The sequence below is a fragment of the Curtobacterium flaccumfaciens genome (assembly GCF_051548005.1).
In the GTDB taxonomy this organism is placed as follows: Bacteria; Actinomycetota; Actinomycetes; order Actinomycetales; family Microbacteriaceae; genus Curtobacterium.
In genome coordinates, this window is the sequence record NZ_JBPUGH010000067.1 from 1 (window position 1) to 17,807 (window position 17,807).

A 17,807-nucleotide genomic window follows, 5' to 3' on the forward strand; every position below is an offset into this window, starting at 1 on the left:
GTGGCGGCGCCGCCACGGGCCTCCCGTCCGCTGTCAGGCGAGCTGGGAGACGCGCACCCAGTCGACGAGCATCTGCTGCGGGAAGCGCGTGGTCGCGTCCGGCGACCCCGGCCAGCCGCCGCCGACCGCGACGTTGAGGATCACGAAGAACGGACCGTCGAACACCCACGGGTTCGAGCCGACGTCCGCGCGGGTGACCGTGCGGTACGCCGTGCCGTCCACGGTCCACGTGATCGAGTCGGGGCGCCAGTCGACGCCGAAGACGTGGAAGTCGTCGGCGAAGGCGGCGCCGGGCGGGTTCCGGTAGGTCGACGAGATGCCGTTCGCGCCCGAGTAGCCGGGGCCGTGCACCGTCCCGTGCACGAGCGTGGGTTCGTAGCCGACGTTCTCCATCGCGTCGATCTCCCCGCACGCCGGCCAGCCCACCTGCCCGATGTCGGCGCCGAGCATCCAGAACGCCGGCCAGATGCCCTGACCGCGCGGGATCGTGATGCGTGCCTCGACCCGGCCGTACTGCGCGGTGTAGGTGCCCTCGGACTTCAGTCGCGCCGAGGTGTAGGTACCGTCGGCCTCGCGGCGGGCGGTGATGACGAGGTTGCCCTTGCCGTCCAGCTGCGAGTTCCGTCGCGAGTCCGTGTAGGTCTCGAGCTCGCCGTTGCCCCAGCCGCCGGCACCGAGGTCGTACCGCCAGATCGACGGGTTCGGCGCGCTGCCGGCTGCGCCGTCGAACTCGTCGGCCGCGAGGAGCGTCGTGGTGCCCGCAGTCGCCGCGCGGGCGGTACCGCTGCCCTGCGCGAGGGCGGCGGTCGTGGCGGCGACGGTCGCGGCGGCGCCGGTGAGGCCGAGCGTCACGAAGCGACGTCGGTCGATGGCTGGTCCCTGGTCCATGAGCGGAATTGTCCGGTGCAACGTCGACGGGGTCCAGTGTTCCGCCGGAATCCGCAGGTCCCGGCGCGGTCCACAGGGCTCGGGCGCGTCAGCGGGTGAGGTGCCAGATGAGCGGCAGGATCAGCCCGGCCACCCACGCGGCGACCACGACGAGACCGCACACGGCGATCCACCGGCGTCGGCGGCGGAGCTTCGGGCTCCGGTCCTCGCCCCACATCTGCGCACGGACGAGGACCCGGTTCGCCTGGTCGACGACCTTCCGCACCTCGGGATCGTCGAGCGGGAGGGAGCCGGAGCGGGCGTGCTCGGTGATGGCCGTCGCTTCCTCGACGGTCAGCTCGTCCTTGCGCATGGTCCCATCGTCGCACCCGCGGGGGCCTCGGCGCCCGCGTTCGTCGCCTCCGCGGGGTCATGGGCGCCCGCGCTCGTCGCAGTCGGCGTGTACCGGACCGCGACCTCGTACGGCAGCGAGCCCTGCAGCTCGTCGACACGCGGGTCGTGCAGTCGCCGCCCGTCGGCGGTCGGCAGGTCGAGGTAGCTCCGGCGCACGACGTGGCGGTACACGCCGACACCGGAGGTCCGCCCGACCCGCAGCCGCCACCGCTCGGGGTGCCGCCGGAGCGTACGGGCCTCGGCCGCGGTCGACGGATCCGTCGCCAGGAGTGCCCAGAGCTCGTCATCGGTCGCCGCGGCGAGCTGCCGTTCGTCGAGCAGGCCGCCGGCGACCGCGCGCGACACGAGCGCACGGAGCACCGTGACCGGCACGAGGTTGGCGGTCGATCGCTGGGCACGGGCCTCCCGGACGGCGAGGTCGACGAGCTCCGCGGCGTCGTCCGGGTCGGCGTCCACCGCTCCGTCGGCCAGCCGGAGCCGCCGGAGCAGCTCGTGCGGGGGCGTCGTCGTGCGGCCGTGGACCTGCCCGCTCCGGAGGAACGAGTCGAGGTGGTCGAGCTTGAGGCCGCCGTGGGCCGGGGTCAGCACCGAGGGGACCCGACCGTCGTCGATCGCGATGACCCGTTCGGCGTCGATCGGGTGCTCCTCGGCGAGTGCCCGGACCGCGGCGCGCCCGAGGGTGTGGTGCTCGAGACCCGCGATCCCCTCGAGCGTGTGGCTGAACGGCAGGTGCCCGACGTCGTGGAGCAACGCCGTGACCCGGGCGTCGTGGTCGTCCGGGGCGAAGTGTGCGACCAACGCGAGGACGCCGAGGGAGTGCTCGAGCCTCGAGTACGCCTGGGTCGTCGTGATCGACGCGGCTCCGGCGTGGGCGACGAACGCGAGGCGCCGCACCGGCCACGCGGTGAGCAGGGCGCGTTCCGTGCGGGTGAGCGCGACCTCGACACGCCAGAGTGGGTCGAACCACACTCCGTCGTGACCCAGGGTGTCCACTGCGTCGTCGTGCACGTCCCCACGCTAGCGGGCAGCACCGACGCCGTGCTCCCACGCAGCGGCGGCCGTCGTTGCGCGTCCTTCCTGTGCCGTGGCGGACTCGTGACCGGGTACCACGGATGCATGGCACATCGGTTCCGCGGTCAGGTCGTCGTCGTCACGGGAGCATCGAGCGGCATCGGGAGGGCCGCGGCACACGAGTTCGCACGGCAGGGCGCCACGCTCGTGCTCGCCGCGCGGTCGCACGAGAGCCTCGAAGCCGCCGCCGCGGAGTGCCGACGACTCGGGGCGCCCGAGGCGATCGCGATCCCGACCGACGTCGCGGACGAGCACGCGGTGCAGGACCTCATCGGGACCACGACGTCCCGGTTCGGACGGATCGACGTCTTCGTCGGCAACGCGGCCCTGTTCGTCTACGGCCTCTTCGAGCAGACGCCGACCGACTCCTTCAAGCGCGTCGTCGACACGAACCTGTACGGCCACCTCAACGCGATCACGCACCTGCTGCCGCACTGGAAGCAGCGCGGGAAGGGGACCTACGTCCTGGTCGGATCGATCCAGTCGCTCCTCAGCGCCCCGTACCAATCGGCGTACGTGACGAGCAAGCACGCGGCCCTCGGTCTGGTCGACGTCCTCGGCGACGAGTACGCGGGTACCGGCATCCGGTTCACCTCGCTGCTGCCCTCGACGATCGACACCCCGATCTACCAGAACGGTGCCAACTACACCGGCAAGGCTTCGCACCCGCTGCCGCCGACGGTCTCGGTCGAGCGCGCGGGACGTGCCGTGGTGCACGCCGCGCTCCACCCGAAGCGCTACCGGTTCGTCGGGCGTGTGCAGGCGTCCCTCGTGCCGTTGCAGTACGTGTTCCCGGGGCTGTTCCACCTGATCACGAAGCCGATGGTGGAGACGTTCGCGCTCCGCGGGCGGCAGGACCCCACGGACGGGAACCTGCACGTCCCCGCCGACGCCGGGAACGCGACGAACGGCGGCTGGGTGGCGAAGCGGCGGCGGGTCACCCGGCCGCTCGTCTGGGGCGGGGCGATCGCCGTCGCTGCGGCGGTCGTCCTGCGGTCGCGTCGGTAGCGTTCCGTCCGTCGCGGCCCGGACGCCGCACGCGGGACGCCGGACGCCCGGCCCGGAGCCCGCGGACCGAGCCCCAGGCGCGTCACGAGTGCGACGAAGCGCGCCGTGATCGACGCGTGCTTCGTCGTCCCCGTGTCGCCGTCGTCGATGTGCGCGCATGGTGCGACGAAGCGTCACGTGATCGACGCGCGCGTCGTCGAAGCGCGCGCGTTTCGTGGATGGGCACCGCGAGCGGCTTGCGCTACCGCCCGCGGACGGGAGGCACGGGGCGGGGTCGACCCGTGCCTCCCGGCCGTCAGGTGGTCGCCTCGGCGACGCGCGCGGCGTCCGTCAGCGACACGCCCGCGTCCTCGGCCACCGTGAAGGCGAGTTCGCAGAACATCGCGTCCGCCCACGAGAACCAGGGCCGCGAGTACGCCGACGGATCCTCCACGTCGAAGGACTCGTGCATCCGCCCCGTGCCGGCGTCGGTCGCGAGCAGGACGTCGAGCAGCTCCCGGCGGAGCGACGGCGTGCCGGTGAGCCCCTCGACCGCGAGCGCGATCGGCCACACCCGGTTCGGTTCCGTGTGCGGGCTCCCGATGCCCGCGGCGGCGGTCCCGCTGTACCAGTACGGGTTGTCCGGCCCGAGGACGAACGTCCGGGTGGCATCGGCGACCACCGGGTCGAGGACGTCGGGCGCGTCGAGCGGCAGGGACAGCAGCGACGGGGTGTTCGCGTCGTCCATGAGCACGACACCGCCGAGGCCGTCGACCTCGTAGGCGTAGATCCGGGTGTCGGGGTCGTACGGGTGCGGGACGATGCCGTGCTCCGCCACGCCGCGCAGGATGCCGTCGCGGAGCGCGGTCGCGTCGGCGGCCAGTGCGGGGTCGTCCCAGACCTTCTTCGCGAGTCTGGCCAGGTCGCCCAGCGCCGACGCCGCGTGCAGGTTCTCCGGCACGTTGTACCCGTACGTGCAGGCGTCGTCCGAGGGGCGGAAGCCGCACCACGTCATGCCGGTGACCGCCACCGGGGTGCCACGGCCGTCGCGGACGAGCGTCTCGGTCGGCTCCGGGGATTCGCGGACGAACCGGTACGAGGAGCGGCCGTGGTCCGTCTCGAGCCGCAGCTGGTCGACGATCGTCCGGGCGACGGCGTGCGCGTCGGGGCCGAGGTGGTCGGTGCGGCCGGTCGCCCGGTGGACCGCCGCCGCGAACTGCAGCGGGTAGGCGAGGCTGTCCACCTCGTACTTCTGCTCCCAGACCTCGGGGTCGTCGCAGAGGTCGCGGTCGTCGTAGTGGGCACCGGTCGGGTCGCGGTTGAACGCGTTGGCGTAGGGGTCGTGGGCGATGCTGGCGAACTGCCGTCGGACGACGGCGACGAGGACGTCGGCGAGCTCCTCGGCGGCGGGGGCCTCCGTGCTCGCCGCGGCGACGAGTCGCAGGTAGGGGAGCATCTGCGTGGTCGAGTCCCGCATCCACATCGCCGGGATGTCGCCGGTGATGACGAACGCGGTGCCGTCGTCGTCGATCGTGATGGTGTGCTCGAGCGTCCGGCGGAGGGCGTCCTCGACGAGGTCGCCCACCCGCTCACCGGCGCTGTTCCGGACGGCGTCGGCGGCGGTCCGGAGCAGCGCGGCGACGCCGGCGCTGACGATCACAGCGAGCCCGGGCGGTCGGTGCCGACACCGTGTTGCCGGCTGCGTCGCGCGGTCACACCGACACCGCGCGATCGGCGGTGCGGACGGGGGCGATCGTGCCGGTGCGGGCGCCCTCGTACGCGGCGAGGATCATCCCGAGTACGGCGAGCCCCTCGCGCTCGGTGTGGATCGGACGGGTGCCGTCACGGAGGCAGGCACCGAAGGCGGCGATCTCGGCGGAGAACGTGTCGACCTCGTCGAAGGTGACGGTCTCGCTGGTGGTCGGTCGACCGTCCGCGTCGTGGAGGTCCCAGCGGAGGGTCGTGCCGTCGCTGGTCAGTGCGCCGAGCTCGCCGACGACGCTGAAGCGCTCGGTCCCGGCTGCCGGCTCGTACGCCCAGCTGGTGACGAGCTGCCCGACCGCGCCGTTGTCGAAGCGGAACAGGCACTGTGCCGAGTCCTCGCCCTCCATGAACGCGAGACGGTGCGTGGAGAGCATCGCGGTCGCCGACACCGGGACGCCGCCCGCGAGGTGCATGAGCAGGTAGCTCGGGTGGTAGCCGGTGTCGATGAGCTCGCCGCCGCCGCTCGTCGAGGCGTGCGCGCGCCAGCCCATGTTCGACGGGTCGAACTCGTTCCGGAACGAGTCGGTCGTGCGGACCTCGTACACGGTGCCGAGCGCGCCGCCGTCGATGAGCTCCTTGGCCTTCGCGACCGCGGGCATGAAGAGCTGGTTGTGGGCGCACATCAGGGTCACGCCGGCTTCGCGGACGGCCGACTCGACGTCCGCGGCCTCCTCAGCGGTCAGGCAGAGGGGCTTCTCGCAGAGGACGTGCTTGCCGGCCCGGGCGGCGGCGACGATGGCGTCGCGGTGCAGGTGGTGCGGCAGGCAGATGTCGACGGCGTCGATGTCCGCCCGCTCGAGCATCTCGCGGTAGTCGGTGAACGACGGGACGCCGAGCTCGGTGCCGCGCGCCTCGGCGGTCGCGGGGACGGCGTCGGCGACGGCGCCGATCGTGATCGTGTCGGCGTGCTCGCCGTAGCCGGTGATGTGGAAGGACGCGATGCCGCCGCCGCCGATGAGGCCGACGCGGATCGGGGCGGGGAGGGTCGTGGTCATGGGTGGTCTCCGGTGGGTGGTCGTCGGTCGAGTGCGGGGATCAGGTGCGGGTCAGGCGGGGACGGGCGAGGCGGAGTTCGCGGCGGTCGTCGCCGGCGAGTCGGCAGCGACCGCGTTCGCGGCCGGCGCGCCTGCAGCGGCGGCGTTCGCCGCGACGACCAGGCGGGTCAGCTCGATGGCCCGCGCGACGTTGTCGTCGGCCCGGGTGCCGTCGTGGATGTGCGTCACCCACTGTGCGAAGGCGTCGGGGGCGTCGTCCGGCACCGGCAGCTCGACGGTCTCGCCGCCGTACCCGGGCCCGCCGGCGGTCAGGTGGTTCCCGTCGTCGGTGTACGACACCCGGCCGGTGGTGCCGAACAGGTCGATCGTGAACGGCGTGCCCGCGACGAAGCCCGCCTCGATGACGCCGATGGCCTGCGACGGGTAGCCGACGGTGACGACCGCGTGGTCCTCGACGGCGCGGCCGGTCAACGAGCGGTAGACGGCGTGCACGGCGTCCGGCGAGGCGCCGAGGAACAGCTGCGTCAGGTACACGGGGTGACAGCCGAGGTCGGTCAGCGCGCCGCCGATCGCCGTCGCCGGGTCGAAGAACCGCTCGGGCAGCCAGGGGGCGATGGCGCCGTCGTGCGAGAGCCGCACGCGGGCGTACGTGAGCTCGCCGAGTCGGCCGCTCGCGATCTCGTCCGAGATCGCCCGCGTGTACCCGTGGTACAGCCGGGGGAGCGAGACGACGAGCGCGACGCCGGCCTCGTCGCAGGCGCGGACGATCGCTTCGCACTCCTCGACGGTCGGCGCGAGCAGCTTCTCGGTGAAGACGTGCTTGCCGGCGCGGGCGGCGCGGGCGATGACGTCGTGGTGCACGTCGGTGGAGGTGGTGATCGTCACGGCGTCCACGTCGTCCCGGGCGAGGAGCGCGTCGAGGTCGCCCGTGTACGGCACGCCGAAGCGCTCGGCGCCCTCGCGGCCGCGGGCGTCGTCGTCGTCCCAGACGGCGACGAGTTCGGTGTCGGGGTGGTCGACGGCCTGCTGGGCGTAGTCGCCGGCGTGGACGTGCCAGAAGCCGAGGACGGCGACACGGAGGGGTGCGGTGGGCATGGTTCTGGGTCCTTGTCGGTCGGTCGGGACGCGCTGGTCCCGGTGGTCTCGTGGTGCGTCGTGACGGCCTGGAGGCACGGGTCGCGTCGGCCGGTCGGGCTGCGGTCCGCTAGATGCGGACCTTGTCGTAGTCCTTCGGCAGCTTGAACGGCGCGTAGGTCTGCATCATCGGGTCGACGCGGTTCTGTGCCCGCTCGACGGCCTGCTCGGGGGTCGCGGTGCCGAGGAGCACGCTCGAGCGCGCGTCGGCGAGGGAGTCCCACCACGCGCCGCCGACGGGCAGCGGCGGCCGGCAGGTGCTCGCGGTGATCGACTCGACGAAGTACCGGATCGACTTCGCGGAGCCGTTCGGGTCCTCGAGCGCGGCGATGTTCGTCGGCACGCTCGTCGCGGGCACCATGTATGACTCCTGGCCGCGCTTGCCCGTGAAGTACTTCATGAGCTCCCAGACCGCCTTGGTCTTCTTCGACCCCTTCGGTAGGCAGAGCGCGAAGCCGCCCGACCAGGTGTACTTCGGGTCGCCCGCCTTCTGGACGGGCAGGAACGCGGTCGTCCAGTCGAGGTCCTTCGGGCCGAAGTTGTCGAAGCTCTGGATGGTCGACGGCACGCTCACCATGAACGCCATCCGGTTGCCCATGAACGCGGTCTGGCCCGGCGGGTGTCCGGTCGGTTCGTACGTCGCGATGAACGTGTCGGCCGCGCGGTAGTCGAGACGCTTCGCCCACTCGCCGTAGAAGTCGTAGATGCTGCGGACGCTCGCCGAGTCCATCGTCATCCGGGAGTCCTGCTGGTCGTAGTACGACGCGTTCAGCCCGAGGCCCCACGTGAACGGCCAACCCTCGCCGTACCAGGGCAGCAGCCCCATGTGCGTGTAGTCGCCGGCGGACTTCTTCGTGACCTGCTGGCTGACCTCCCACATCCGGTCCATCGTCACCGGGCCGTTCTGCTCCCAGTCGAACTCGTCGAGGTCCACCCCCGCGTCCTTGAGCATCGTGCGGTTGACGAACATCCCGCGGGCGTCGGTGTCGTGCGGGAGCCCGTAGGTCTTGCCCTCGTAGGAGACCTCGCCGACGGCGAACCCGAGCCACTGCGACAGGAACTCCTCCTTCGACTGGTCCTCGTACTCGGCGATGAGGTCGTCGATCGGCTCGATCAGCCCGATCGCGGCGTACTGCGCGGCGCTGAACCGGTCGAGCAGCCAGAGGTCCGGTGCGGTGCCGCCGCGGACGGCCGTGATGATGCTCGTCGCGTCACCGGTGCCCTGGGACGGGACCTGGTTGACGACGACGTCGACCTCGGGGTGCAGCTCCTTGAACTGCTTGATCACCTTCGTCTGGAACGGGACGAACGTGCCCGTGACGCCCCAGAGCGACACCTGGTCCGGGTTCGACGATCGAGACCCGGTCGCGCACCCCGCGGCGAGCAGCGCGAGCGCTCCGGCACCGGCCGTGGCGGTCGCCCCGCGGAGGAAGGATCGGCGGCTGAACGCGGAGGTCATTTGAAGCTCCCGATCTGGACGCCCTTGAGGAACGTCCGCTGGAACACGAAGAACAGGATCACCAGCGGCAGGATGATGAGCACCGACGCCGCCATGAGCTGGTTGAACTGGAAGTCCTGCGAGTTGTTGAGCCGGAACACCTGCAGACCGATCGACAGCGTCTGCACGCTCTGGTCCTGCAGGTAGATGAGCGGTCCGAGGAAGTCGTTCCACGCGCCGACCGCGGCGAAGATGCCGACCGTGACGAGGGCCGCACGGGCCTGCGGGAACACGATCGTCCAGAGGATCCGCCACTCGGACGCCCCGTCCATGCGGGCGGCGTCGAGGAGGTCCTTCGGGATCTGCAGGAGGAACTGCCGGAGCAGGAACGTGTAGAACGCCGACCCGAACAGCGCCGGCACCACGAGGGGCAGGAACGTGTTGATCCAGCCGAGCCGGGCGTACAGGTCGAACATCGGGATGAGCGTCACCGGGAACGGGATGAACAGCGTCGCGAGCACGACGTAGAACAGCCGGTCTCGGCCGCGCCACTCGATGCAGGAGAACCCGTACGCGATGACGAGGTTCGACAACACCGAGAACACCGTCACGAGGACCGTGATGATGAGCGTGTTCCGGAAGAACGTGAAGAACGGCATCGCCTGCACGGCCTGCGCGAAGTTGCCCCAGTCGAGCCAGTGCGGGAACCACGTGGCGGGGAAGGCCCCGAGCTCCGTGTTGCCCTTCAGCGCCGAGATGACCATCCAGTAGATCGGGATGAGGAACAGCACGCTCATGGCGATGAGCACGATGCGGGCCGTGATCGACGACCAGACGGAACGGACGGACCCGTCCGCGTTCCGGGACGCCCCGCGGTCGCCCTTCGCGGCAGCGGTGGTGATGGACTTCGTCACTTCGGTGGTCACGTCGATCACTCCCCGGTCACGTCGTAGTTCACGAACCGCTTGGACAGCCAGTAGACGAGCCCCGAGAGGATCATCCCGGCCAGGAACAGCAGGACGGCCATCGCACTCGCGAACCCGAGCTGCGCGTAGCTGAAGGCGTTCTTGTAGAGGTAGAGCATGTAGAACAACGTCCCGTTGTCCGGCGACCCGAGGCCTCCCGTCCCGGACGAGATCACGTACGCCTCCGTGAAGACCTGCAGCCCGTTGCTGATCCCGGTGATGAGGTTGAACAGGATCACGGGCGAGAGCAGCGGCAGCGTCAACGCGAAGAACTGCCGGACCGGTCCGGCGCCGTCCACGCGAGCGGCCTCGTACAGCGTCTTGGGGATGCCCCGCATACCAGCGAGGAAGATGAGCGCCGCGTTGCCCGCGCCCATCTGCGCGAGGGCGATGATGACGAGCTTCGCCGTCGTCGGGTCCCCGAGGAGGTTCGTCGCCGGGATGCCCACGAGCTTGAGCGCCTGGTTCACGAGCCCCGTCTGCGGGTTCACGAGGACGACGAAGATGAACGCGAGCGCGAACGTCGGGATGAGTGACGGGATGTACAGCGCCGTCCGGTACCAGCTGATCTCACGGACGTCCTGGTTCATGGCGATCGCGATGATGATCGCCACCACGATCCCGACCGGCACTGCGATGACCGCGTAGAACACCGTGTTGCCCACCGCGGTGTGGACCAGCGGGTCGATGAACGCCGCGACGTAGTTGCCGAACCCGACCCACGTCGCGCCCTGCATGCCCGAGTACCGGGTCAGGCTGATCGCGAACGAGTACACGAGCGGGTACCCGATGAACACCAGCACGCCGACGATCCAGGGCGACACGAACGCGAGTCCGATCCGCAGCCGGCGCTTCTCGGCGGCGGTCCACGGGTGCTTCTCACGGTGACGTCGACCGGAGGCCGCGGTGGTGATGCTGCGGGTCGTCGGCCTCGGAGGTGCTGCGGTCCCTGTCCGTGTCGTCGTCGTCACGAGCGTCCTCTCGGATCCCGGGCCACCTCGTCGTGGCCTCGGTCGAACTCGAGGTCCGTCCGACCGGATCGGTTCAATCCAATCGATTGACAAAACCCCTCGAGCAGCGATGCTAGGGAGCATGGAGCAGCCCCGTCAACCCTCCCGGCGAACCGTGCTGCACGGTGGAACGACCCACGGCGGCACCAACATCGCCGACGTCGGCACCCGGAACCGGGCCCTCGTGCTCGACCTCGTCCGCCGCACCGGACCGGTCCAGCGGGTCGCACTCGCCCGCGACACCGGCCTCAGCGCGCAGACCGTCTCGAACATCACCGCCCGACTCGTCGCCGAGGGACTCGTGCGCCAGGACGAGGACCGGGCGCTCGCCGTGATCCCCTCGGAGCGGACGGCGATCGGCGTGCACCTCGACCCGGCCGCGTTCGAGGTCGTCCTCGTCGACCTCACCGGGACGGTCCTCGCCGCGGAGCACCACGACCTCGCCGCACGGACGGCTCCGGACGCGGTGCTCGACGCGATGGCCGCGGCGGTCGGACGGCTGCGAGCCGAGGCACCGGGCCAGGTCGTGGACGGGATCACGGTCGCCGTCCCCGGCCCGATCGACACCGTCTCCGAGCGGCTCCGGACGCCCGCCCAGCTCCGCCCGTGGTTCGCCTACCCGCTCGCCGCCGAACTGGCCGCACGGACCGACGCCGAGGTGCACCTCGAGAAGGACGCCATCGCGGGCGCGTTCGGCGAGGCCTGGACGACCCCGGAGCGCGAGGACCTCGTCGCCGTGCACCTCGGCAGCGGGGTCAGCGCCGCCGCGGTGGCGTCGGGCGAGGTCGTCCGGGGCGCGACCGGCAACGCGGGGGAGTTCGGCGGCATGCCGGTCTACGCGCACGGCCGGTGGACCGCGGTCTGGGAGGCCTGCCAGCCGCTCCAGCAGGTCCGGCGCGCCGTGTCCGCCGGGGTGCTCGACGCCGAGGTCTCGTCCGACGACGCCGCGGCCGTCCGCGCCGCCTACGCCCGGATGTGCCGGGAGCCCGCCGCCGCCGACCTCGTCGCGGAGGGCGGCGCAGCCCTCGGGTCGGCGCTCGCGCACGTGGTCGAACTCCTCGACGTGCCACGGGTCACGATCGGCGGCAGCGCGGCGGTCCTCGGCGGTGCACCGTTCCTCGACGCGGTCCGGTCGCGCCTCCGCGACCGGCTGCCCCGCGGACCCTTCGCCGAGGTCGCGTTCTCGAGCGCCGGCGTCGTCGCCGTCGCGCGCGGCGCCGCGTGCTCCGCCATCGCGCGGAGCCTCGAGACGGCGGCTCGCGTCCCGGCGGTGCGGCAGCGGACGGGAGGCACGGTGCACGCCCGCAGCATCAGCCACCCCTGGTGAGCGACGCGCGTCGGGAAGGCGGGTCGTGCCTCCCGGACGGCGCTGTGTTACCGGCCGCGTCGCGGCCGCAGCCCGAGCGTCGTACGGTCGCTGCATGACGACCGCGACCTCAGCACCCGACTTCGCCACCGCTTGGACGAGCTGGCACGACGCACACGAGGCCGCGCGGTCTGCGCCGTACGGGTTCCTCGCGATCACGAGCATCCGGTGGCTGCAGGCCGAGCCCGAGCGGTTCGAGGACGCACCCGGGACGTGGTCGACCTCCGAGGACGGGCCGGTCGTCGCGCTCGAACCGGGTCAGTCGATCGAAGTCGACGGGCAGGTCGTCACCGGCACGCACCGGTTCGGGCCGCTCGCCGAGCGGTCCGGCGTCGACGTGGTGTGGCACGACGGCGACGAGACCGTCGTCATCGAGGTCGCACGGCGCGGTGGCAGCGACATCATCCGGCCCCGGCGTCCCTCGGCGCCGCTCCGCACGTCCTACCGGGGCACGCCCGCGTACGAGCCGGACCCCGCGTTCGCCGTCGAGGCACGGTTCGAGCCGTTCGACGAGCCGCGCGAGGTGACCGTGGGGTCGGTCGTCGACGGCCTCCAGCACGTGTACACCGCGCCGGGCGTGCTGCGGTTCGACCTCGACGGCCCACGGACGCTCACGGCGTTCAACGGCCACGGCGACGGGTTGCTCGTGCTGTTCACCGACCGGACCTCGGGCGTGACGACGTACGCCGCGACCCGGAGCCTCGACGTGCCCGCGCCGGACGCCTCGGGCCTGACCCGCGTCGACTTCAACCGGGCGACGAACCTGCCGTGCGCCTACACGCCGCACGCGACCTGCCCGTTGCCGCCCGCGGAGAACCGCCTGGACGTCGCCGTCGAGGCCGGCGAGCGCCTGCCCGCGTAGCGGCGGCGTCGCGGGGGCGCGTCCGGCGGTCTGTCGCTTTCGCGAAAGCGACAGTGTTCCGCGGATTCCGCAGCACGATCTGTCGCTTTCGGAGCACTTGTCTGGGTCTATCCGGTGCGAGTGTCGCTTTGCCGCAGCCGCAGCCGCCCTGAGCAGGACGGGCAGGACGGGCCGGCAGCGCGGTCAGGCCGGCAGGGGGAGGCGCCGCCAACCGCCCGTCGCGCGCCACGCCGCCGGGTCGAGCGTGAGCACGCTGCCCATGCCCGGCTGCTCGGCCGTCCGCGCGATCGGCTCGCCGGACAACGACGCGAGCAGCAGCGCCCCCACCGCACCGTGCGACACGAGCACGACGTCGCCGGCACCGGCGTGGGACCGCACCGCCGCGACGATCCGCTCTTGGGCGTCGATCGCACGCTCCCAGCCCCGGACCGACTCGGTCGGCCGCGCGAAGAACGCGTCGACGACGGCGTCGAACTCGTCGAACGGCAGGTACCCGGTCGCGCTCCTGTCGATCTCGCCGAGTGCCAGGTCATGCTCCACCGGGCATCCGTCGGCGATGAGCTCCGCGGTCTCGACGGCCTTGCGCTCGGTGCTCGACACCACGCGGCAGGCCGCCGGCGCCCGCCACGTCGCCGCCCGCGCCCGACCGACGGGGGAGAGCCCCCACGACTCGATCGGTGCGGCCGGATCTACGACGGGCTCCGCGTGCGTGAGGAACCAGAAGGTCATGCCCCGACCCTCGCACACCGGCGTCCGAGTCTCGTAGCGGCCCGGCCGAGACTCGTGCAGGCGGACGAACCTCGTGCGCACGAGCACGAGACGTGTCCGCCTGCACGAGACTCGGCGGCGCGGACCGCGGACGCGGCGCCGCGGACCGCCGACCACGAGCGCCCCGTCGCGTGACGGTCTGCGACACCGGCGCGCCGCCCTCGGCGTCACACGACGCAACGTCCGGTCACGCACGGCAACACCGGCCGTCACGGAGACGGATCCGCCGTAGCGTCACGGCATGACCGACGCCCAGCACCGCCCGGAGGCGCACCGTGCCTGACCGCACCACCCTCGTCACCGCCCTGCACGGCGCCGGCTGGCACCCTGCCGCCTGGCGCGTCGCCGGTCCGACCGCGACGCGGCTGAGCAGCCTCCGGCACTGGCGCGACCTCGTCGTCGAGCAGGACCGTGCGGGCATCGACGCCGTCACGATCGAGGACTCCTTCACCGCGGGCCCCGCCGACCCCAGCGGCGACCTCGACACCTCGACGGTCGTCGGGCGGCTCGACGCGCTCCTCGTCGCGAACGCGGTCGCTCCGGCGACCCGCGGCCTCGGGTTGGTGCCGACCGTCTCGGTCACGCACACCGAGCCGTTCCACGTCGCCACGGGCCTCCAGACCCTCGACCACGTCTCGCTCGGCCGGGCCGGGTGGCGGATCCAGGTGCGTCCGACCCCGCGCGAAGCGGCGCTGTTCGGCCGCCGTGCCGTCCCGGCGTGGACCGGTGTCCCGGACCCGACGGCGACCGCGCCGCTCTTCGACGAGGCCCGTGAGGTCGCCGAGGTGGTCAGCCGCCTCTGGGACAGCTGGGACGACGACGCGATCATCCGCGACGTGACGACCGGCCGGTTCATCGACCGGGACCGCATCCACAACGCCGAGTTCGTCGGCGAGCACGTGTCCGTGCACGGTGCATCGATCGTGCCGCGGTCGCCCCAGGGTCGCCCGCCGGTCTTCTCGCTGGCACACCGGGCCGACGCGGCCGCCTTCGCCGTCGACGTCGCGGACGTCGTCCTGGTCACCCCGGGCTTCGCCGGCCGGGAGGCACGGGACCTGCTCGAGGAGGTCCGTCACCTCGAGCAGGTGGCCGGGTCGGACGTCCGCCGCCCGGTCCTCGCGGACCTCGCGGTCCTCATCGGGTCGTCCACCGCCGAGGCCGAGGACGGCCTCGCGGCGCTCGACGCCGCCGCCGGCGTGCCGTACGCGGTCGGTGCCGGATCGGACACGTCGGTCCTCGCGACGACGGTCGCCGACCTCGTGACCCTGATCGGCGACCTGGGCGCGCTCGGCTACGCCGGTGTCCGGCTCCGACCGCTGCGCATCCCGGCGGACAGCACGGCGATCGCCCGACAGGTCGTGCCGGCGCTGGTCACCGCGGGCCTCCGCGCCGACGTCGCGTCCCGCCCCACCACCGACCTGCGCACGCGGCTCGGCATCCGACCGGCCGTCAGCCGGTACACCCGCACGACGACCACCCAGGGGGTCTCAGCATGAGCACGAAGCGCCAGGTCCACCTCGCCGCCCACTTCCCGGGGGTCAACAACACGACCGTGTGGAGCGACGACCGCGCCGAGAGCCAGATCGCGTTCTCGTCGTTCGAGCACTTCGCGCGGAACGCCGAGCGCGGGTTCTTCGACTACCTGTTCCTCGCCGAGGGCCTGCGCCTCCGCGAGCAGAAGGGCCGCATCCACGACCTCGACGTCGTCGGCCGCCCGAACACGCTCGCGGTCCTCGCCGCGCTGGCGGGCGTGACCGAGCACATCGGACTCGTCGGCACGCTCCAGACGACCTTCAACGAGCCGCTCGAACTCGCGAAGCAGCTCGCGACCCTCGACCACCTCACCGACGGACGAGCCGGGTGGAACGTCGTCACGAGCTCGGACGCGTTCCACGGCGCCAACTTCCGACGCGGCGGGTTCCTCGACCACGCCGAGCGCTACACACGAGCGGCGGAGTTCATCGAGCTGTCCCGCGAGCTCTGGGACTCCTGGGCGTCCGACGCCGTGGTGGCGGACGCTCCGTCCGGGGTGTTCGCCGACCGCTCCCGCATCCGGGACGTCGACCACCACGGCCCGCAGTTCGACGTCGTCGGGACCTTCCCCGTCCCGCGGAGCCCGCAGGGGCACCCGGTGGTCGTGCAGGCCGGCGACTCCGACGAGGGCCGTGACCTCGCGGCGGCACACGCCGAGGTGATCTTCTCGCTGCACACCGAGTTCGAGGACGCGCAGGCGTTCCGCCGCGACGTCACCGCCCGGCTCGAGGCGGTCGGCCGGACCGAGGACGAACTGCTCGTCATGCCCGGCGCGACGTTCACGATCGGCGACACCGCGGCCGACGCCGAGGAGAAGTCCCGGGCGATCCGACGGGCCCAGGTCAGCCCGGCCACCGCGATCGCGTTCCTGGAGCAGGTGTGGAACCGGGACCTGTCCGACCACGACGTCGACGGCCCGCTGCCCACGGTCGAACCGGACGTCCACGCCGACGCGATCACGCGCGGACGGGTCCGCCACGTCCGCGACCCCCGGGCCACCGTGCAGGAGTGGCGGGACCGTGCTGCCGCGGAGCACCTGTCCACCCGCGACCTCGTCATCGCCGTCTCGACCCGCGGCGGCTTCGTCGGGACACCCGACCACCTCGCCGCCGAGATCGACCGCTACGTGCAGGAGCGGGCGTCCGACGGGTTCGTCGTGGTGCCGCACACGAACCCGTACGGCCTCGACGAGTTCGTCGACCGCGTCGTGCCGTTGCTACAGGAGCGCGGGGTGTACCGCGCGTCGTACGGCGACGGTGCGACGCTCCGGCAGACCCTCGGCCTGCCGGGCACGATCACCCGGCGTCAGGCGGTGCCCGCGTGAGCACCGTCCCGCTCTCGGTCCTCGACCTCGTCCCGGTGCCGTCCGGCTCCACCGCCGCGGAGGCGCTGCACGCCACGGTCGACCTCGCGCGCGCTGCTGAACGTGCCGGGTACGCCCGGTACTGGCTCGCCGAGCACCACCTCAACCCCGGGGTCGCGGGCAGCGCACCGACCATCGTCATCGGTGCCGTCGCCGCCGCGACCTCGACGATCCGCGTCGGCAGCGCGGCCACCCTCGTCGGGAACGTCCGCGGCCTCCAGATCGCCGAGGCCTTCGGCACGCTCGCGGCGCTGCACGGGCCGCGCATCGACCTCGGGCTCGGCCGCTCCGGCGCTCCGGCGCCCGGTGGCCCGCAACCACCGCCTCCCGCGCCCCGCGGCGACGAGGTCGTCGACGGGCTGCTCGCCCCCGCGCCGTACGCGTTCCGCATCGCCCCCGGCTCGCGGTTCGCGCTGCAGGGCGAGTTGCTCGGTCGGGTGCCGGGCGACGTCGAGCGCTTCGCCGACGAGCTCGCCCTGATCCGCGCGCTCTTCGCCGGGGACCACACCGTCGACGGAGCGGTCGTGGAGGCGCCCCCGGCGTCCGCCGCGCCGGTCGAGCTGTGGATCCACGGGTCGACCGGGGGCGAGAGCGCGCGCATCGCCGGATCCCTCGGCCTGCCCTACGGGGCGAACTACCACTCGTCGCCCGGCACCGTCCTCGACTCGGTCGCCGCCTACCGGGCGGCCTTCCGACCAGGGGTGCTCGAAGCGCCGCACGTGATCGTCTCCGCGGACGTCGTCGTCGGCCGCAGCGCCGACGAGGCGGACGAGCTCGCGCTCGGGTACGACCGCTGGGTCCACTCGATCCGCTCCGGCGTCGGCGCGATCGCGTACCCCACCCCGGGCGAGGCGCGAGCGCGCCCGCTCGACCCCGCGGACGCGTCGTCCGTGGCCGACCGTGTCGCGACCCGGTTCGTCGGCACCGCGCGGACCGTGGCCGACCAGCTCGACACCCTGCGCCGGGTCACCGGAGCCGACGAGCTGCTCGTCACGACGATCACGCACGACCACGCCGCACGGGTCCGCTCCTACCAGTTGCTCGCCGAGGAGTGGGCGCTCCGGTCGGCGCCGACGACGGTCGGCGCGTCGACCACCGTCTGACGCTCCCGCGGTCGTCGCGCGCCATGCGGTGGCGCGACCCGACCACACGCGGACGGGAGGCGCGGTGCCGGACCGCACCGCGCCTCCCGTCGGGCGCGGCCCGCTCCGTGACCTCGTCAGGCGGGCTCGTGATCCGGGTGCATCCAGAACGGCGACCAGTGGTACCC

At 72.6% G+C, this 17,807-nt stretch carries 16 protein-coding genes; 6 read left to right on the forward strand and 10 right to left on the reverse strand.

Translation table 11 applies throughout. The features are described from left to right. Positions 1-33: 33 nt before the first annotated feature. The 3 genes from ACSW7Y_RS09540 to ACSW7Y_RS09550 form a co-directional block, all read right to left on the reverse strand. Positions 34-888, reverse strand: coding sequence for a glycoside hydrolase family 16 protein (locus ACSW7Y_RS09540; protein WP_438126060.1), 855 nt, complete (start codon positions 886-888; stop codon positions 34-36). A gap of 88 nt (positions 889-976) precedes the next feature. Then, a complete protein-coding gene (locus ACSW7Y_RS09545) occupies positions 977-1,240 on the reverse strand; it encodes a hypothetical protein (protein ID WP_058726440.1) in 264 nt (87 codons plus the stop codon). Further along, positions 1,222-2,289, reverse strand: coding sequence for an HD domain-containing protein (locus tag ACSW7Y_RS09550; protein ID WP_438126061.1), 1,068 nt, complete (start codon positions 2,287-2,289; stop codon positions 1,222-1,224). Before ACSW7Y_RS09550 ends, ACSW7Y_RS09545 begins: the two co-directional genes overlap by 19 nt. Before the next feature lie 108 nt (positions 2,290-2,397). Here ACSW7Y_RS09550 and ACSW7Y_RS09555 point away from each other — a divergent pair, with 108 nt between their 5' ends. Further along, entirely contained in the window at positions 2,398-3,360 is a 963-nt protein-coding gene (locus ACSW7Y_RS09555) for an SDR family NAD(P)-dependent oxidoreductase (protein ID WP_438126062.1), read from the forward strand. A gap of 295 nt (positions 3,361-3,655) precedes the next feature. On the opposite strand, the gene ACSW7Y_RS09560 is transcribed toward ACSW7Y_RS09555, so the two are convergent. The 6 genes from ACSW7Y_RS09560 to ACSW7Y_RS09585 all read right to left on the reverse strand — a co-directional run bounded on the left by ACSW7Y_RS09560 (position 3,656) and on the right by ACSW7Y_RS09585 (position 10,606). Next, positions 3,656-4,999, reverse strand: a complete 1,344-nt coding sequence (locus ACSW7Y_RS09560; protein WP_438126063.1) for a glycoside hydrolase family 125 protein — start codon at positions 4,997-4,999, stop codon at positions 3,656-3,658. A 52-nt stretch (positions 5,000-5,051) separates the two neighbouring features. Continuing rightward, positions 5,052-6,098 (reverse strand): Gfo/Idh/MocA family protein, encoded by a 1,047-nt coding sequence (locus ACSW7Y_RS09565; protein ID WP_438126064.1) that lies wholly within the window; start codon positions 6,096-6,098, stop codon positions 5,052-5,054. A 51-nt stretch (positions 6,099-6,149) separates the two neighbouring features. Next, positions 6,150-7,193 (reverse strand): Gfo/Idh/MocA family protein, encoded by a 1,044-nt coding sequence (locus ACSW7Y_RS09570; RefSeq protein ID WP_438126065.1) that lies wholly within the window; start codon positions 7,191-7,193, stop codon positions 6,150-6,152. Between the two features lie 109 nt (positions 7,194-7,302). Beyond that, positions 7,303-8,691 (reverse strand): extracellular solute-binding protein, encoded by a 1,389-nt coding sequence (locus ACSW7Y_RS09575; RefSeq protein WP_438126066.1) that lies wholly within the window; start codon positions 8,689-8,691, stop codon positions 7,303-7,305. Next, a complete protein-coding gene (locus ACSW7Y_RS09580) occupies positions 8,688-9,596 on the reverse strand; it encodes a carbohydrate ABC transporter permease (protein ID WP_438126067.1) in 909 nt (302 codons plus the stop codon). The genes ACSW7Y_RS09575 and ACSW7Y_RS09580 overlap by 4 nt, the downstream gene beginning before the upstream one ends. 5 nt (positions 9,597-9,601) lie before the next feature. Beyond that, entirely contained in the window at positions 9,602-10,606 is a 1,005-nt protein-coding gene (locus ACSW7Y_RS09585; RefSeq protein WP_438126068.1) for a carbohydrate ABC transporter permease, read from the reverse strand. A gap of 121 nt (positions 10,607-10,727) precedes the next feature. Between ACSW7Y_RS09585 and ACSW7Y_RS09590 the strand changes: the two genes are divergently transcribed. Both ACSW7Y_RS09590 and ACSW7Y_RS09595 read left to right on the forward strand, forming a co-directional pair. Then, positions 10,728-11,972 (forward strand): ROK family transcriptional regulator, encoded by a 1,245-nt coding sequence (locus ACSW7Y_RS09590; RefSeq protein WP_438126069.1) that lies wholly within the window; start codon positions 10,728-10,730, stop codon positions 11,970-11,972. Between the two features lie 94 nt (positions 11,973-12,066). Then, complete coding sequence (locus tag ACSW7Y_RS09595) at positions 12,067-12,873, forward strand: DUF1684 domain-containing protein (protein WP_438126070.1); 807 nt, start codon at positions 12,067-12,069, stop codon at positions 12,871-12,873. A gap of 183 nt (positions 12,874-13,056) precedes the next feature. Here ACSW7Y_RS09595 and ACSW7Y_RS09600 read toward each other — a convergent pair whose 3' ends face one another. Continuing rightward, entirely contained in the window at positions 13,057-13,602 is a 546-nt protein-coding gene (locus ACSW7Y_RS09600; RefSeq protein WP_438126071.1) for a histidine phosphatase family protein, read from the reverse strand. A gap of 314 nt (positions 13,603-13,916) precedes the next feature. Between ACSW7Y_RS09600 and ACSW7Y_RS09605 the strand changes: the two genes are divergently transcribed. The 3 genes from ACSW7Y_RS09605 to ACSW7Y_RS09615 are packed head-to-tail and all read left to right on the forward strand — an operon-like array spanning position 13,917 to position 17,640. After that, positions 13,917-15,137, forward strand: a complete 1,221-nt coding sequence (locus ACSW7Y_RS09605; protein WP_438126072.1) for an LLM class flavin-dependent oxidoreductase — start codon at positions 13,917-13,919, stop codon at positions 15,135-15,137. After that, positions 15,134-16,498, forward strand: coding sequence for an NtaA/DmoA family FMN-dependent monooxygenase (locus ACSW7Y_RS09610; RefSeq protein ID WP_438126073.1), 1,365 nt, complete (start codon positions 15,134-15,136; stop codon positions 16,496-16,498). Before ACSW7Y_RS09605 ends, ACSW7Y_RS09610 begins: the two co-directional genes overlap by 4 nt. After that, positions 16,495-17,640 carry an LLM class flavin-dependent oxidoreductase gene (locus tag ACSW7Y_RS09615; RefSeq protein WP_438126074.1) on the forward strand — a complete coding sequence of 382 codons (1,146 nt, stop codon included), beginning with the start codon at positions 16,495-16,497 and terminating at the stop codon, positions 17,638-17,640. Before ACSW7Y_RS09610 ends, ACSW7Y_RS09615 begins: the two co-directional genes overlap by 4 nt. Positions 17,641-17,807 lie beyond the last annotated feature (167 nt).

Bases quoted from the DNA above. Each gene is read 5' to 3' on its own strand.
- ACSW7Y_RS09540 (WP_438126060.1), bottom strand. From the start codon at position 888: ATGGACCAGGGACCAGCCATCGACCGACGTCGCTTCGTGACGCTCGGC.
- ACSW7Y_RS09545 (WP_058726440.1), bottom strand. From the start codon at position 1,240: ATGCGCAAGGACGAGCTGACCGTCGAGGAAGCGACGGCCATCACCGAG.
- ACSW7Y_RS09555 (WP_438126062.1), top strand. From the start codon at position 2,398: ATGGCACATCGGTTCCGCGGTCAGGTCGTCGTCGTCACGGGAGCATCG.
- ACSW7Y_RS09565 (WP_438126064.1), bottom strand. From the start codon at position 6,098: ATGACCACGACCCTCCCCGCCCCGATCCGCGTCGGCCTCATCGGCGGC.
- ACSW7Y_RS09570 (WP_438126065.1), bottom strand. From the start codon at position 7,193: ATGCCCACCGCACCCCTCCGTGTCGCCGTCCTCGGCTTCTGGCACGTC.
- ACSW7Y_RS09575 (WP_438126066.1), bottom strand. From the start codon at position 8,691: ATGACCTCCGCGTTCAGCCGCCGATCCTTCCTCCGCGGGGCGACCGCC.
- ACSW7Y_RS09590 (WP_438126069.1), top strand. From the start codon at position 10,728: ATGGAGCAGCCCCGTCAACCCTCCCGGCGAACCGTGCTGCACGGTGGA.
- ACSW7Y_RS09595 (WP_438126070.1), top strand. From the start codon at position 12,067: ATGACGACCGCGACCTCAGCACCCGACTTCGCCACCGCTTGGACGAGC.
- ACSW7Y_RS09600 (WP_438126071.1), bottom strand. From the start codon at position 13,602: ATGACCTTCTGGTTCCTCACGCACGCGGAGCCCGTCGTAGATCCGGCC.
- ACSW7Y_RS09610 (WP_438126073.1), top strand. From the start codon at position 15,134: ATGAGCACGAAGCGCCAGGTCCACCTCGCCGCCCACTTCCCGGGGGTC.